Below are 15,595 nucleotides of genomic sequence, written 5' to 3' on the forward strand. Positions count from 1 at the left end.
CTGTTGCATTTACTGTTCCACAACCTCCTGTCAATGGAATACTGTAGTTGAATGTTCCTGCAGCTGATGGTGTACCTGAAATCGTTATCGTATTTGATGCCCAAGCTGCCGTTACTCCCGTTGGTAATCCTGTAGCAACTCCAATTCCTGTAGCTCCTGTTGTGGTATGCGTGATATTTGTTATCGATGTATTGATACAAACCGTAGGACTTGATGAGGCTGCACTTACCGTATTAGCTGCAGTTACCGTAATAGTGCCTGTTGCATTTACTGTTCCACAACCTCCTGTCAATGGAATACTGTAGTTGAATGTACCTGCAGCTGATGGTGTTCCTGAAATCGTTATCGTATTCGATGCCCATGTAGCTATCACACCTGCTGGTAAACCTGTTGCAGTTCCAATTCCTGTTGCGCTAGTTGTAGTATGTGTGATGTTTGTTATCGCTGTATTAATACAAGCCGTAGGACTTGATGAAGCATCTCCAACAGTATTATTTGGATTTACCACTAAGTTTATACTACTAGAGGTTGAACCACTTGATGTTACCACTGTTATTAATCCTGTTGAAACATTTGTTGGTGTGGTTGCAGTAATTTGAGTGGTACTATTAACCGTAAAAGAAGCAGCGGAAACCCCATTAAATAAAACATCGGTTACATTGGAAAAAGCAGAGCCCGTTATCACAATCGAGGTTGATAAACCTGTACAAACTGATGTAGATGTAAAACTTGTTATTGCTAGTGGAGGTGAAGATACATTCACAGTATAATCTTCTGCATTAAAATAATTAACAGATGTTTGACAAGGAGTTGAATAATTCCCTGTAACTCTATACATAACTCGCATCCTTGTAAATCCTAAATTCGCATTAGAAGGTACTAAAATATTCCCCGTGAGCGATGTAGTTTGATTACCAGAAGCTGTGCCTATTTGGTATTCTTCACCAGGGTCTGTAAAAACTCCATTTTGATTCCAATCTACAAAAACATTTAAATATGAAGTTGTACCGCCTCCAGGAGCAGGAAAAGAAACAGTAATTGGATAGGTATTTCCTTGTACAACACTAGCTGGAGGTGTTGCTGTGAAATCTTCATAAAAAACACCAGCTACGTAAGTAGAAGAATTATTTATACCTGCAAAATTAACATTAGAAATATTTTGCAAAGAACTTGTTAAATTACCTGTAGGAATACAATAACACAAACCTGAAGTAAAAGAAACAACATTAGAACTGGTAGCCCCCCCCCTATATTTAAACAAGTAACATCTAATCTATACAAAGCATTACTACCAGGCACATCTGTTATATTGGTATAAGACGAAGTAGCAGATCCAAGATTTAACCAAACATTGCCCCCATCAATTGATTTTTTCCACTGAAAAGATAATCCCGTATCACTAAAAACTCCATTATTTGACAAAGTATATGTTGAAGTTGCACAAGTCCCAAAAGAAATAGATGAAGTTCCAACATTAGGAGTTCCTGAGCATGTAAATGCTGAATTTGTTATCAGAACATTATCTATACCCATATCAGTCGTACCAAAATCTCCCGTTGCTTCAAATCTTATTACTGAAGTAGGGGACATTACATTTCCTAGAGAAACCGTTTGTGTAGTCCATGAACCTACAACCCCTGTTGTATACAATGCAGAGCCAAAAGTTTGACCTCCATCCGTTGATAAATATATTTTGAAATTCTCAGGTACCGTGGTAGTAGAAGTATTAATAAAATCAAAAGTTAATACTTTACTTCCCATAGGGCTCAAGTCAATAAAAAAGTCCATATAACCTTTAAAACCAGATGCTGCATTTGGCGCGTCATAAGTATGAAATCTTGCTGTAGAACCTGAGGCTGGTGAAGAAATTGTAAAAGCACCACTTAATGATGCCCAAGCTGCATTTGCTGTAGTTTCAGAGTTTCTTCTAATTGACAAAGCGCTATTTGATGGATGCACTATAATTCCATTTCCTGGTACATCATTGATGGATTGAAGATTAGACCATGAATCAAAATTTTGCGAGTAAGAACCAGCTGTTAATGTTTGATAAAAAGAACTTGAAATAGGTGTCCATGTATATGTAGTACCTGAAGCAGGGATGCAAGTATTGTTATAACGAACCTGATTTGGACCAGCTGCTGTAGTTGAAGATGTTGCAGTTTGTAATTGCGTAGTTCCTCCATGATCACCAGCACCTCCAGAAGTTAACCAGGTTGTGTATGGTGAAGTTGCAGTTACCATTCTTGTATGATAATCGAATCTATCTTCACCTCTTAAACCCACTTGACCAAAATTCGCAACTGAAGTAGTTGTTGTTGATGCTGCCCAAGTACCATAAACAATAGTAATAATATTTGTCGTTTCAGATAATCGTATTTGAAAATTCATTCGATCTCCCGCAATTCCTGTACGTCCCAAATCTTGAAATTGCACAACAAAAATTCTATTTGGTAAAGCTCCTATTGTTTCATATCTAATTTCAGGTGAAACCCCTGAAACTGGGGATGCAACTAGATTAATACCATAACCTGAAATAGCACCTGAATAAGTAGTAGTTGAAGCGATTGGATTATAATTATTTGTAGCTGATGCTGTAGTACCAAAAGTAATAAATCCATTATTAGAAATACCTACAGTTGAATAACTCGAACCATCAAAAACAAAATTAAAACCGATAGGAGCAGTTGTTACAGCATCGGTACTTAAAGCACTTCCTGTTTGCCAAATAGTACCACCTGAAATTGGTACATAAGAACCAGTAGACTGTGTAAAAATTAATCTATCAAACAATGCTCCTCCTTTAGTCTGGGCATAAGAACTTAATGGAATGATTAAAAATAGAAAAAAATTAAAAAATAAAAATTTACTTTTAAAATTAAGTTTACATAATCCAACTGTTGCGGGTAATTTTTTTTCCATACAAATTTATAGTTTTAAAATAAATTAAAAATAAACGGTCATAAAACCGAATTCGACAAATTTATAGGGATAATTGACGAGACAGATTGAGTTAAATAAAATTGAAGTTTAAAAAAGGTTTTAAATATCCTTTATTTTTTCTTCATTAAATAATACCTGTTGGACAAATATATATAATTTTTTTAAAAAAAATATACATAATTTTTAAAAATACACAACAAATTTTATTAAAAAATCATTATTAAAAACATTAGATAAAAGATAAAATCGAAAATTTTTATAATTAATTAGTTAAATTTGCAAAAAAGAAAAAATTGGGCAAACTATATTTAATTCCATGTACATTATCTAATCCTGGTGAAACTACGGTAGCTCCTGAAGATGTTTTACCTCAAACAATCAAAAGAGCCATTAATTTTATCGATCACTACATTGTTGAAAACGAGAAAACCGCCCGAAAATTTATCAAAAGCATTCATCCGGAAAAAAAACAACCCGATTTAAAGATTTCTGTTCTAAATAAACATACAGATATTGCTGAATATAACGAATTTATCCAACCTTTATTAAGAGGAGAAAATATTGGATTAATGAGTGAATCTGGATGCCCAGGAATTGCTGATCCAGGTGCTGTTATTGTAAAGTTAGCTCATGAAAAAGGAATTCAAGTAGTACCTTTAGTAGGTCCAAGTTCTATTTTATTAGCTTTGATGGCTAGTGGAATGAACGGGCAAAGTTTTGCTTTTAATGGATACTTACCTATCGACAAAAACGATAAAAAACAAGCATTAAAAAATTTCGAACGTTTGTCGCAAGATAAAAATCAGTCACAATTGTTTATTGAAACACCTTACAGAAACAATAAATTAATGGAAGATTTGTTGCAAATTTTACAACCCAACACACTTTTATGTGTTGCTTGTGATATTACGTTACCAACAGAATTCATCAAAACCAAAACTATAAACCAATGGAAAAAAGAAAAGGCCGATTTACATAATCGACCTTGTATTTTTATTATTCATAAAATGTAGAATTACTCTAAATCTACTTTAGCATTCGCATCTGCTTCGATGTGTGAAATATCATAATTTGAAAATTTTCTTATATAGCTTGATAACGATGTTCCAAAACCATCTTTGAAACCATTACGACCGTTACTTCTCAAATATTTCTTTACAGAACTTGCTCCTCCTAAATGAGCTGCAGCTACTAAACCTGACTCTGTAATTTCAACACCATTTATAACTCTACCTGAGTATTTTTGAATTTCTTTTCGTAATTCCCATTTATTACGTGCTATTAAAGCTTTGAAAGCTTCATCTTGCCATTCAGCATTACGTAAAAATTCTTGAAAATCATAAATACCTATAGTACGTAGTGTACTTCTTCCGAATTGGTATTTACCCATGTAACCATAAGGGTTAATCAAATGTAACATACCTCTTGACTCTTTGTAAGCCATTTTTTGTGCAAAACCAGCAAATGATTTACCTACATGCGGTACTTTTACCAATAAAACCTCTTCTGTTTCGTATTCATTTGGAACATGATAGTTTATTACTTCAAAATTCGACAAATGAAAACCTTCCAATTTTTCTTCTTTAAAAGTTATAAAACCCGAAGAAACTAATAAAACTAGGAGTGTCAATCCTATGAAATACGACCTTTTTTTTATCATGAATTGTTATTTCTCAGCGTCTGTCACCCATCTGAAATTACCGATGCAAATATACAAAAAAAATTAGAATATTGATTTACAGCATGTTAATAATTCCTAAAAGTAGATGAAGTGCGCTTTAAGTCCGTTAAAATCATCATATTGCAAAGTTGGCGCAGGAATTTTTATAGTATTAAAAACGGAAAAAAGTGTCTTTAAAAAATGTGATTTTGTAGGAATTTTCGTTAAGTCAACATCCAAACTTAGATAAAATTGACGATATGGATTTTGAATAACTCCATTTTCAATTGCTTCTTCATCATTTCCATATAACATGCCTTCTCCACCATAGCCAATTGCAAGGTTTAGCCACTTTGGAACCAACTTATCTTTTGTAAACGAATGAATATTAAATGACAACCAATACGTTTGTCCATTATAATCTTTTAAAATTTCTTCGTTTAAAGATGAGCCGAGTGTTTCCGGACGTTGGGAAGCAAATTTTGTTTGATGAAATGAAAATTTTGGAGTAATGCGTTGTTCTTTCCAGAGTAATTCTTGTGAGACATATAGTGCTGTTCCAGAAACATTTGCAAAAATATCACCTGATGATGCACCCCACTGTTGCGAAAAACCATCAAAAACCTCCACTACAGTTAAAAATCCTAATCCAAGAGTGGAACCATAAATGAGTTGTTCTTTTTTTGAAGCGCCACTCCATTGCAACATTTCAGCACCTACCCTACCTAAATGATAAGTAGAATACAGATGCCCTAATTTATCCATTTGTAACCACTGATTATTATCGTTAATGAAATGAAAAGTTGATTTTGGATAATCTTTATACCAAAGTTGGTTTAAACCAATTAGAGTTGCTCCTAGAACGACTGATTCACCCACATAAACAGCTGTTCTTCTTGGTTTATTTACAGTATCAGAAGGTTTTAAGAAAATATTGATATTTGATTGTGCCTGAGAAAAAACAGACACAAACAGAAAAACGAATAGCCAACTAGCCCTGATTAACTCACTAATTTTATATTTGTTTTTGGTGTTCGTTGAATTAGCATTTGAAATGAAAATCCTATGCTGAAAGCATAGATTGAAATGGAAAGCAGGAAAATGGTTTACTGATAAAGCCCAAGCCATTCGCTTCTAAAAATTAACGATCAATTCCTAACTTCGTCACCCACTCTGCATATTTTTTAGCATTTACTTGGTGCGCTTCATAACTAGATGCAAAAGCGTGATAGCCAGGTTTATCTGGATTAGCACAAAAATAAATGTAATCGTGTTTTTCAGCATTTAAAACTGCATCTATAGCCGAAACATCAGGCATAGCAATTGGTCCAGGTGGCAAACCTTTATTTACATAAGTATTGTAAGGAGAATTAATTCGCAAATCATTAAAGAAAACACGTTTGATTTCTTGATCAAAATCGCCAGAACGTTTTTTAATTGCGAAAATAATAGTTGGATCAGCTTGTAGTGGCATATCTTGCTGTAAACGATTCAAATAAACCCCTGCAACTGTTGGTCTTTCATCAACTTTTGCTGTTTCTTTATGTACAATTGAAGCTAATGTATATACTTGAATTGGAGTTAAATTCTTAGCTTTTGCTTTCTCTAAGCGTTCATTATTCCAAAAAATACGATATTCTTTTGCTAATTTTTCGGCAATCTTTTCTGCAGGTGTATTCCAATAAAACTCGTAAGTATTAGGAATAAAAAGAGCTAATGCTGTTTCTTCGGTTAATCCATTTTCTTCTAAAAAAGGTGTATTAGTGAAGGCTACTTCTAATTTTAAACTATCTGGTTCTAATTGAGTAGCTAATCGTTGCACTAACTTCCCTAAAGTTTCTTGATTGTTAAATGCCACTTTTACAGGAACATTCAAGCGTAAACTTCTAACAATATCAAAACTCGTCATGTTCTTTTTTAACAAAAACTTACCTGATTTTACATTGGTATCGTAATTTCTAGATGTTGCTACAAAATCAAATTTTTCAATATCTTTAACTAAAGGTGTTAACATTTCTTTTACTTCAGCATAATTAGCTCCTGTGGGCACAAAAACAAATACCTCATCTTGTGCAAATTGTGTATTAGCTGTAAATGCTTTAAAATAAACATAAGTTCCTACTATCGATGCGATTACGATTCCAGCTACTGCTATTATCGAAATAAGTTTTTTTAGGTTCAAGGGGTTATCTTTTTTAAATGTGATTGATTAATTGATACAAAATTTCGTCTTCGTATTGATTGTTAATTTGATTCCAATCTTTTTTTATTCCGATTTTTTGAAAGCCAAATTTAGTAAAAAGAGAAATACTAATTTCATTTTTTGAACCAATATTTGCATATAATTGATGCAATTGTAATTGATGGAAAGCATAGTTGATAACAAGTTGTAATGCCTCTGAACCAATACCTAAATTTTTATTAGCTTCATTTGAAATTACAATCCCAACTCCTGCTCTATTATTTTTAGGATCAAAATCAAACAAATCGATTAAACCCACTGCTTCGAAAGTATCATTTAAGCAAATAGCTAAGCGCAATTGTTTGGCTTCGTAAATATCCTGATGTGCATTTTCTAGATACTGACGAATCAAAAATCGACTATAAGGGGTTTGTGTGTTGCTCACTTCCCAAATTGATTCATTGTTTTCTATTGCATAAATAAACTCTAAATCTTCAGGTTCAAGTGCACGTAAGTATATGGTATTTCCTTTAAGTGTTATCATTTCGATTTCAAGTTCAAGTTCAATTACAAATTCAAAAATCTAAATTAATCTTCCCTTCAAAAACAAAAGTTGCGGGTCCTATTAAGAAAACGTTGGTATATTTTCCATTATCTACATCAAATTGTACTTTTAATTTACCGCCTTCTACGTTTAAATCGATGATGTTATTATTTGTTTTTCCATTTTGATGCATGGCGATGGCAACGGCTGTTACTCCTGTACCACACGACAAAGTTTCATCTTCCACTCCACGCTCATAAGTACGAACTGCAAAAATGTCATTTGCTAATTGGTACACAAAATTAACATTACTTCCTGCTTTTCCATACAAATCGGAATAACGAATTTTTGCTCCTTCCGTTTTAATATCTAATTCTATTAAATTGTCAACCAATTGCACATGATGTGGCGAACCCGTATTTAAAAATGTATAGTCTTCATGCTGATGAATTGTATCAACATCTTTCATTTGAAGCGCCACAATTCCATTATTATCTATGGTTGCGTAATGATAACCATCTACAGCTTCAAACTCGGCTTTATTTTCGATAACACCCATTTGTTTAGCAAATGCAACCAAACATCTTCCACCATTACCACACATCGAACTTTCATTACCATCCGAATTATAGTAAACCATTTTAAAATCATATTGTGGATGATTTTCTAATAGAATTAAACCATCGCCACCAATCCCAAATCTTCTATCACATAATTGTGCAACAAGTTTGGTATTATTTTTGGGGAAAAATTCTGTGCGATTATCAATCATTACAAAATCATTTCCTGTTCCTTGATATTTATAAAATGTAAGTTGCATTGCTTATTAATTTATACAAAAGTACGAATTATTAATAAGATGTTAAACATTGTTAATCGAGCGTTAAAGTGATTTTGTGAAATAAAAATGTTTTTAATTTTGAATAACATAAATTTAAAAATTATGAAAAAATTTGGAAGTTTACTATTCGTATCATTATTCAGTGGAGCTATAACATTAGGCGCTTACAAATTATTTTTAGAACCTGATAATTCAGGAAAATTAACTCTAGCTTCACCTAATTATGCTAAAAATGTTAGCTTAGGTGCAGAAAATATAGATTTTACTACCGCAGCGGAAAATACTATTCATGCTGTAGTTCACGTTAAAAATGTGAGTGTTTCAAAAGTTCCTAGCAATCCTTTAATGGAATTTTTCTATGGCTATCAAGGTTCTAGAGAACAAACGCAAATTGGCACAGGCTCTGGAGTTATTATTACAGAAGATGGCTACATTGTGACCAACAATCACGTTATCCAAGATGCAACAGAATTAGAAGTAACACTAAACAACAACAAATCTTATAAAGCGAAATTGATTGGAACCGATTCCAAAATGGATATTGCCTTATTAAAAGTGGAAGCGGACGAAAAACTACCTTATGTAGTTTTTGGAGATTCTGATGCCATCAAAGTAGGCGAATGGGTTTTAGCAGTTGGAAATCCATACAACTTAAACTCTACTGTTACTGCAGGAATTGTATCAGCAAAAGCCAGAAATTTATCTAATAATGGAATTCAATCGTTTATTCAAACGGATGCTGCGGTTAATCAGGGAAACAGTGGTGGTGCTTTAGTAAACACTCGTGGAGAATTGGTTGGAATTAATACGATGATTTCTTCACCCACAGGAAGTTATGCTGGTTACTCGTTTGCTGTTCCTTCGAATTTGACTCGAAAAATTATCGAAGATTTGATGCAATTTGGAAATGTACAAAGAGGCGTTTTAGGAATTGAAGGTGGTGAGTTAAACTCAAACTACGCCAAAGAATTAGGCATCAAAGAAACACAAGGTTTTTATATTAATAAAGTAACTAAAAATTCTGGAGCTGAAAAAGCAGGTTTAACCAAAGGCGACATTATTGTTCAATTAGATGATAAAAAAATTAATAGTTTTGCCGAATTATCTGCTTATATCAACACAAAACGTCCAAATGATGTAATTCAAGTTAGTATCTTACGCGATGGTAAACAAAGAACACTTCCTGTAAAGTTAACTAAGAAGGAAATTTTGAATTACGAATTCAACGGAATTGAGTTTGAAGATTTGGATGCAGCTGACAAAAAACAATTCAATGTAAAAGAAGGCATCAAAATTAAAAAAGTAAATAACCCAGAATTTACAGAATACAGTAATATTTTAAATGGAGCTGTAATTTTAAGTATCGATGGTAGACCTGCAAAAGATATGGAAACCGTTTCTAGCTATTTAGCTAAGAAAGAAAATCAGAAAGCGAGATACCAAATTATTTCAAAAAACGGTCAGATGTATAGTATTATTATGTAAAAAAATCCATAAGGATATTGATTTCTAACCAGACTTATAAAAGGTCTGGTTTTTTTATTAAAAAAATTTTACGAAAACGATTGAAATCTATACTTTTGCACCACAAAACAACACATTTATTTTCATGAGCAATATCTCTTTATACGAAAAAGAATTAGCTTTTCAAGCAGATAGAAGAAAAGCTGGTGTAGAATTCATTAAAATCATTAGTGATTTATGGTATGATAAATCAATTGAATTGGTTTTATTCCGCAATCAATTAATCGACAAAAACGTTAGCGAAATCATCAACTTACATGAATATGCTGGTGCTTTCGTTGGAAAACCAATTAACGTTTTTGATTCAGTTGAAATTGCAAATGCCATCTTAGACCTAGATTTACCACCATCTAGAATTGATATTGGAAAATTAACTTACGAATATCATTTAGAAGACGATAAATATAATGATGCTAAAGCATTTGTCATTGACAAATTAAAGAATGCAAAAAACTATCAAGAAATCAAACCAAAAGATGTAGTATTATACGGATTTGGTAGAATTGGTCGTTTATTAGCTCGTGAAATGATGTCTAAAATTGGAAAAGGACAACAATTACGTTTAAGAGCTATTGTAACTAGAGATAAAAATGATGCTGTTTTATTAGAAAAAAGAGCTTCTTTATTACGTTACGACTCAGTTCATGGCGATTTCAATGGTTCGGTTATAGCTGATCCAGAAAACAATGCTTTATTGATTAACGGAACAACAGTTCACATCATTACAGCAAACACACCTGAAGAAATTGATTATACGGCTTACGGAATTGAAGATGCTTTAGTAATCGACAACACTGGAGCTTTCACTACAGAAGAAGCATTAAAACGTCATTTAACTTCAAAAGGAGCTGACAAAGTGTTATTAACAGCTCCAGGAAAAGGAGTTCCAAATATCGTTTATGGAGTAAATCACGAAGATTACAATCCAGACGAAGTAAATATTTTCTCTGCAGCTTCTTGTACAACTAATGCAATTACTCCAGTTTTAAAAGCGGTTGAAGATACTTTAGGAGTGGTTAAAGGGCATTTAGAAACGATTCACGCATACACGAATGACCAAAACTTAGTAGATAACATGCACAAAAAATACCGTAGAGGTCGTGCTGCTGCATTAAACATGGTTATTACGGAAACTGGTGCTGGAAGTGCTGTTGCAAAAGCTTTACCTGCATTAGCTGGAAAATTAACTTCAAATGCAATCCGTGTTCCTGTTCCAAATGGTTCATTAGTAGTATTGAATTTAGAAGTTGGAAAAGAAACTTCAATTGAAGAAGTAAACAACATCATGAAAAAATATGCTTTAGAAGGCGATCTTGTAGAGCAAATTAAATACTCTTTAAATAATGAATTAGTATCTTCTGATATCGTAGGAACTTCTGCTCCTGCAATTTTTGACAGTAATGCTACCATTGTTTCTGGAGATGGAAAAAACATTGTAATGTACGTTTGGTACGATAACGAGTACGGTTATAGCCACCAAGTAATTCGTTTAGCGAAATACATTGCTAAAGTAAGAAGATACAGCTACTATTAGTAGATGGCCATAAATAAAAAACTCCTATTAAATAGGAGTTTTTTTGTTTATTGCTTTACCAAGTTGTTCATAACTACTCTAAGCGCATCATCATCCCAATTGGTTGCTACTTTAGATTCTACAACAATTCTTCCTTTTTTACTTAGCAAATAAGTACTTGTTGGAAAAGTAAACTCCATAGGTTTCGGAATTCGACTCAGACTAAAATATACCGGAAAAGTAAACTGGTGTTGCTCAATGAAATTTCGAACTTCAATTTGCGAATTTTTAGTTACAAAATAAAACTGAGCTTTGGTTTTATACTCATCATATATGGTTTGTAACGTTTCTAATTCTTCCACCACATTTGGATCATTTACATCCCACATATGAATTAGAATAACATTATTTTGATCCACATACATACTTTTTTCTACTGCAGTTGGACCAATTAATGACCAATCATAAAACCCAACTACCTTCTGTTCTTCAACAGGAATAAATTTTGGTGAAGGTAAATATGATGCCTTTTTGGAATTAGCAAAATAATAAACCAATACAGAAACACCAATAAAAAATACCAATAAAAAAATTTTCTTAGTTTTCATGATATTGCAATTTACAATTACTCTTTTGAAGCCAAATAACGTTCTGCATCTAAAGCTGCCATACAACCTGTTCCCGCAGCCGTAATTGCCTGACGATATACATGATCTGCTGCATCACCAGCTACAAAAACACCTGGTACATTTGTTTTAGAACTTCCTGGTACATTTACGATATAACCTGTTTCGTCTAACGTAATGTAATCCGCAAAAATATCTGTGTTTGGTTTGTGACCAATCGCTACGAAAAACCCAGTTGCTGGAATTTCTTTCGTTTCTCCTGTAGCCCTGTTTTTAACTTTTACTCCAGTAACCACTTGTCCGTCACCTAAAACTTCTTCTGTTTCCGTGTGCATTAAAATTTCGATATTTTCTGTTTTTTGTACACGCTCTGCCATAATTTTAGAAGCTCTAAATTTATCACTACGCACTAACATCGTTACTTTTTTACATAATTTAGATAAGTAATGTGCTTCTTCACAAGCACTATCTCCTGCTCCAACGATTACTACTTCTTGATTTCTGTAAAAAAAACCATCACAAACCGCACAGGCAGAAACACCTCCACCTAATTTTAAATAATGTTGCTCCGATTCTAATCCTAAATATTTAGCCGAAGCTCCTGTAGAAATGATAACCGTATCAGCATGAATTTCTTTGGTATCATTTACCCATATTTTATGTGGTTCAGCAGAAAAATCAACTTTTGTAACCCATCCATCACGAACATCAGTTCCAAAACGTTGCGCTTGTGCTTGTAATTGCACCATCATTTCCGGACCTGTTACACCATCTGGGTAACCTGGAAAATTTTCCACTTCATTAGTTGTCGTTAACTGACCGCCTGGCTGTGTACCTTGATATAATACGGGATTCATATTAGCTCTGGCCGCATAAATTGCCGCAGTATAACCCGCAGGACCCGAACCTATAATTAAACATTTTACTTTTTCAATTGTATCTGACATATTTTTAATCTTTTAAGAATAGCAAATGTATGTTTTTAATTAAAATTATTTCTTAAAAATAAATTAGTTTTAATTATAAATGTATAGTTTTTAAAAATAAAAAACCTTCCTGAGATTTCAAGAAGGTTTGTCGGGGTGGCAGGATTCGAACCTGCGGCCTCCTGCTCCCAAAGCAGGCGCGATAACCGGGCTACGCTACACCCCGTAAATGAGGTTGCAAATATATAACTAATTTCTATTGTTCCAAACAAATCAATTCTTTTTTTAAAATAAATTTTAGTTCCTTTTTCACCTATATTTTTTTAGCATAGTAAGTTGAAACTTTCTAGTCAAAAACAAAAAACACTTAGAATATTATTTCTATTTTTGCTAAAATTAAACAAGACAACCTTTTATATGTTAATTATTGGAATTGCCGGTGGCACCGGAAGTGGAAAAACAACAGTTGTTCATCAGATCATGAATGAGTTACCTTCTTCTGAAGTAGGTATCATTTCTCAAGATTCATACTATAAAGAAACGCATCATTTAAGTTATGAAGAGCGAACAAAAATCAATTTCGATCATCCAAGAGCAATTGATTTTGAATTATTAGTAGCACATCTTAAAGATTTAAAAGCAGGAAAAACAATTGAACAACCCGTTTATTCTTTTGTTACACATGACAGAACTGACGACAAAGTTATCACCCATCCAAGAAAAGTAATGATTGTAGAAGGTATCTTAATTTTAACGAATCCGGAATTAAGAGAAATGTTTGATATTAAAGTATACGTTCATGCGGATTCTGACGAGCGTTTGATTCGCCGTTTAAAACGTGATATTGCAGAACGTGGTCGTGATATGGAAGAAGTTTTGAATCGTTATCAAACTACTTTAAAACCTATGCACGAACAATTCATCGAGCCAACAAAAGCGTTTGCTGACATCATTATTCCAAATGACAAATATAATACGGTTGCCATTGACGTAGTGCGTGCCGTAATCAATCAAAGAATCGCTTAAAATGAAAAAGATAAAGAGTTTAATTACAAAATATCCCTCACTGAAAATTTTAGTGAATCGATATATTGTGTTTTTAGTGCTCTTTACGATATGGATGCTTTTTTTCGACAATTATTCGTATTTGGAACATCGTGTTTTAGATAAAGAAATTGAAGAAATCGAAGATAATATTCAGTATTACAAAAATGAAATCAAAAAAGACAGCATAAAAATAAAAGAATTGAAAAACGATGATCGTGTAGAAAAATACGCTCGCGAAAAATATTACATGAAACGCGATAACGAAGACATCTACATCATCGAATTTGAAGACGAAAAGAAAGCGGCTGCCGAAAAAACAAATAGTAACAATTAAACATATAATTCGTGGCTAACAACAATTTATTTTCCGATTTTGAAGCCGTTTCTTCTAAACAATGGAAGCAACAAATTCAATACGAACTAAAAGGTGCTGATTACAACGAAACTTTAGTTTGGGAAAGTCCAGAAGGGATTAAAGTGAAACCGTTTTATCACAATGATGATTCCGAAGTATCGGAAAAAGTTAATCTTGATGCAATCACTCCTTCTAAACCTTTTGCAATTGTTCAAAATATTTTTGTTCATGATGTAAAAAAATCGAATGCTCGTGCGGTAGAAACCTTACAAAGAGGAGCAGAGAGCGTTCGTTTTACTTTTGAAAACGATACAATTTCAATTGAAGAATTGATGCAAAATCTTCCGTTAGAAAATGTGAATTATTATTTCAATTTACCTTTTCTTTCTGTAGAATTTTCGAATAAAATAAACGAGTTTGCTTCAAAAAACAAAGCCAATATCTTCGTCCAAAATGATCCAATTGGACAATTAGCAAAAGATGGAAATTGGTTTGAAAACCTTGAAAAAGATTTCGAAAAGCTAGATATCATCGCTAAGAATTCCCATCCTTTGGAGGGGTGCCCAACGGGCGGGGTGGTTTCATTTTTAACTATTTCAAGTGGAATTTATCAAAATGCTGGTGCGAATATTCTACAACAATTGGCTTACACTTTAGCACAAGCAAACGAATATTTCAATAGAATTCCAGCTATCAATCAACCAATTACGATTGAAGTTGCAGTTGGAACGAATTACTTTTTCGAAATAGCAAAACTAAGAGCCTTACGAATATTATTCAACACATTAGCAGCAGAATACAATCATAATTTTGATTGTCATATCATCGCAACTCCAACCAAACGCAATAAAACCTTATACGATTACAACGTAAACATGTTACGTACGACTACGGAATGTATGTCGGCAATATTAGGTGGAGCTGATGCAGTTGCGAATTTAGCTTATGATGCTATTTATCACAAAGACAACGAATTTGGCGATAGAATTTCGAGAAACCAATTGTTAGTTTTAAAACACGAAAGTTATTTCGATAAAGTGAATAATCCTGCTGACGGTGCGTATTATATCGAAACGTTAACAGAACAATTAGCCGAGAAAGCTTTGGAATTATTCAAAGATATCGAGAAAAATGGCGGTTTGATTTCGCAATTAATCGATGGAACGATTCAAAGAAAAATCAACGAAAGCGCTCAAAAAGAACAAGAACTTTTCGATTCAGGGAAAGAAGTTTTATTGGGAACCAACAAATATCCAAACAAAAACGACCAAATGAAAAACGATTTGGAATTGTATCCTTTCGTAAAACAAAACGCTAGAAAAACGTTAATCACACCGATAATTGAAAAACGTTTGGCTGAAAAATTAGAACAAGAACGATTGAATAATGAGGCAATTTAGCTAATTAGTCAATGTGCCAATTCTATTAATTTGA

General features: G+C 33.1%; 15 protein-coding genes and 1 tRNA gene. 6 read left to right on the forward strand and 10 right to left on the reverse strand.

Features of this window, described 5'->3' with window-relative positions; all coding sequences use genetic code 11:
• Both V7P59_RS12000 and V7P59_RS12005 read right to left on the reverse strand, forming a co-directional pair.
• Nucleotides 1–1,165: GEVED domain-containing protein (locus V7P59_RS12000; protein WP_333810394.1), on the reverse strand; the 1,165-nt coding region annotated here is incomplete at its 3' end.
• Between the two features lie 8 nt (nt 1,166–1,173).
• Nucleotides 1,174–2,922, reverse strand: a complete 1,749-nt coding sequence (locus tag V7P59_RS12005; RefSeq protein ID WP_333810395.1) for a hypothetical protein — start codon at nt 2,920–2,922, stop codon at nt 1,174–1,176.
• A 314-nt stretch (nt 2,923–3,236) separates the two neighbouring features.
• On the opposite strand from V7P59_RS12005, the gene V7P59_RS12010 reads away from it, so the two are divergent.
• Entirely contained in the window at nt 3,237–3,956 is a 720-nt protein-coding gene (locus V7P59_RS12010; protein ID WP_333810396.1) for an SAM-dependent methyltransferase, read from the forward strand.
• A gap of 2 nt (nt 3,957–3,958) precedes the next feature.
• Here the strand turns inward: V7P59_RS12010 and V7P59_RS12015 are convergent, their stop codons facing one another.
• The 5 genes from V7P59_RS12015 to dapF form a co-directional block, all read right to left on the reverse strand.
• On the reverse strand, nt 3,959–4,603 hold the full coding sequence (locus V7P59_RS12015) for a peptidoglycan-binding protein LysM (RefSeq protein ID WP_333810397.1): 645 nt from the start codon (nt 4,601–4,603) through the stop codon (nt 3,959–3,961).
• Between the two features lie 96 nt (nt 4,604–4,699).
• Nucleotides 4,700–5,572 (reverse strand): DUF2279 domain-containing protein, encoded by an 873-nt coding sequence (locus V7P59_RS12020; RefSeq protein ID WP_333810398.1) that lies wholly within the window; start codon nt 5,570–5,572, stop codon nt 4,700–4,702.
• A 172-nt stretch (nt 5,573–5,744) separates the two neighbouring features.
• Nucleotides 5,745–6,785, reverse strand: coding sequence for an endolytic transglycosylase MltG (gene mltG / locus V7P59_RS12025; protein ID WP_333810399.1), 1,041 nt, complete (start codon nt 6,783–6,785; stop codon nt 5,745–5,747).
• A gap of 13 nt (nt 6,786–6,798) precedes the next feature.
• Nucleotides 6,799–7,329 (reverse strand): GNAT family N-acetyltransferase, encoded by a 531-nt coding sequence (locus tag V7P59_RS12030; RefSeq protein WP_333810400.1) that lies wholly within the window; start codon nt 7,327–7,329, stop codon nt 6,799–6,801.
• Between the two features lie 31 nt (nt 7,330–7,360).
• Nucleotides 7,361–8,149, reverse strand: a complete 789-nt coding sequence (gene dapF / locus V7P59_RS12035) for a diaminopimelate epimerase (protein ID WP_333810401.1) — start codon at nt 8,147–8,149, stop codon at nt 7,361–7,363.
• Between the two features lie 123 nt (nt 8,150–8,272).
• On the opposite strand from dapF, the gene V7P59_RS12040 reads away from it, so the two are divergent.
• Together V7P59_RS12040 and V7P59_RS12045 are read left to right on the forward strand one after the other, a co-directional pair.
• Nucleotides 8,273–9,655, forward strand: coding sequence for a Do family serine endopeptidase (locus V7P59_RS12040; RefSeq protein WP_333810402.1), 1,383 nt, complete (start codon nt 8,273–8,275; stop codon nt 9,653–9,655).
• A gap of 124 nt (nt 9,656–9,779) precedes the next feature.
• Nucleotides 9,780–11,228: a glyceraldehyde-3-phosphate dehydrogenase gene (locus V7P59_RS12045; RefSeq protein ID WP_333810403.1), complete on the forward strand. Its 1,449-nt coding sequence runs from the start codon at nt 9,780–9,782 to the stop codon at nt 11,226–11,228.
• A gap of 47 nt (nt 11,229–11,275) precedes the next feature.
• On the opposite strand, the gene V7P59_RS12050 is transcribed toward V7P59_RS12045, so the two are convergent.
• From V7P59_RS12050 to V7P59_RS12060, 3 genes are all read right to left on the reverse strand, one after another.
• Nucleotides 11,276–11,815: a peroxiredoxin family protein gene (locus V7P59_RS12050; protein ID WP_333810404.1), complete on the reverse strand. Its 540-nt coding sequence runs from the start codon at nt 11,813–11,815 to the stop codon at nt 11,276–11,278.
• Between the two features lie 17 nt (nt 11,816–11,832).
• The gene (gene trxB / locus V7P59_RS12055) at nt 11,833–12,780 is read right to left on the reverse strand and encodes a thioredoxin-disulfide reductase (protein WP_333810405.1); all 948 of its coding nucleotides are present in this window, start codon (nt 12,778–12,780) and stop codon (nt 11,833–11,835) included.
• A gap of 130 nt (nt 12,781–12,910) precedes the next feature.
• Nucleotides 12,911–12,985: transfer RNA gene (locus tag V7P59_RS12060), tRNA-Pro, on the reverse strand.
• A gap of 191 nt (nt 12,986–13,176) precedes the next feature.
• On the opposite strand from V7P59_RS12060, the gene udk reads away from it, so the two are divergent.
• Genes udk through V7P59_RS12075 form a run of 3 tightly spaced genes read left to right on the forward strand, consistent with a single transcriptional unit; the run spans nt 13,177 to nt 15,561 of the window.
• Nucleotides 13,177–13,785, forward strand: coding sequence for a uridine kinase (gene udk, locus V7P59_RS12065; protein WP_333810406.1), 609 nt, complete (start codon nt 13,177–13,179; stop codon nt 13,783–13,785).
• Between the two features lies 1 nt (nt 13,786).
• Nucleotides 13,787–14,140 (forward strand): FtsB family cell division protein, encoded by a 354-nt coding sequence (locus tag V7P59_RS12070; protein WP_333810407.1) that lies wholly within the window; start codon nt 13,787–13,789, stop codon nt 14,138–14,140.
• A gap of 11 nt (nt 14,141–14,151) precedes the next feature.
• Entirely contained in the window at nt 14,152–15,561 is a 1,410-nt protein-coding gene (locus tag V7P59_RS12075) for a methylmalonyl-CoA mutase subunit beta (protein WP_333810408.1), read from the forward strand.
• Nucleotides 15,562–15,595 lie beyond the last annotated feature (34 nt).

Source organism: Flavobacterium sp., assembly GCF_036782315.1.
GTDB lineage: Bacteria > Bacteroidota > Bacteroidia > Flavobacteriales > Flavobacteriaceae > Flavobacterium.

Coding starts and splice junctions, on each gene's coding strand:
- V7P59_RS12040 (WP_333810402.1), top strand. CDS start 8,273: ATGAAAAAATTTGGAAGTTTACTATTCGTATCATTATTCAGTGGAGCT.
- V7P59_RS12050 (WP_333810404.1), bottom strand. CDS start 11,815: ATGAAAACTAAGAAAATTTTTTTATTGGTATTTTTTATTGGTGTTTCT.
- trxB (WP_333810405.1), bottom strand. CDS start 12,780: ATGTCAGATACAATTGAAAAAGTAAAATGTTTAATTATAGGTTCGGGT.
- V7P59_RS12045 (WP_333810403.1), top strand. CDS start 9,780: ATGAGCAATATCTCTTTATACGAAAAAGAATTAGCTTTTCAAGCAGAT.
- V7P59_RS12070 (WP_333810407.1), top strand. CDS start 13,787: ATGAAAAAGATAAAGAGTTTAATTACAAAATATCCCTCACTGAAAATT.
- udk (WP_333810406.1), top strand. CDS start 13,177: ATGTTAATTATTGGAATTGCCGGTGGCACCGGAAGTGGAAAAACAACA.
- dapF (WP_333810401.1), bottom strand. CDS start 8,149: ATGCAACTTACATTTTATAAATATCAAGGAACAGGAAATGATTTTGTA.
- V7P59_RS12030 (WP_333810400.1), bottom strand. CDS start 7,329: ATGATAACACTTAAAGGAAATACCATATACTTACGTGCACTTGAACCT.
- V7P59_RS12015 (WP_333810397.1), bottom strand. CDS start 4,603: ATGATAAAAAAAAGGTCGTATTTCATAGGATTGACACTCCTAGTTTTA.
- V7P59_RS12005 (WP_333810395.1), bottom strand. CDS start 2,922: ATGGAAAAAAAATTACCCGCAACAGTTGGATTATGTAAACTTAATTTT.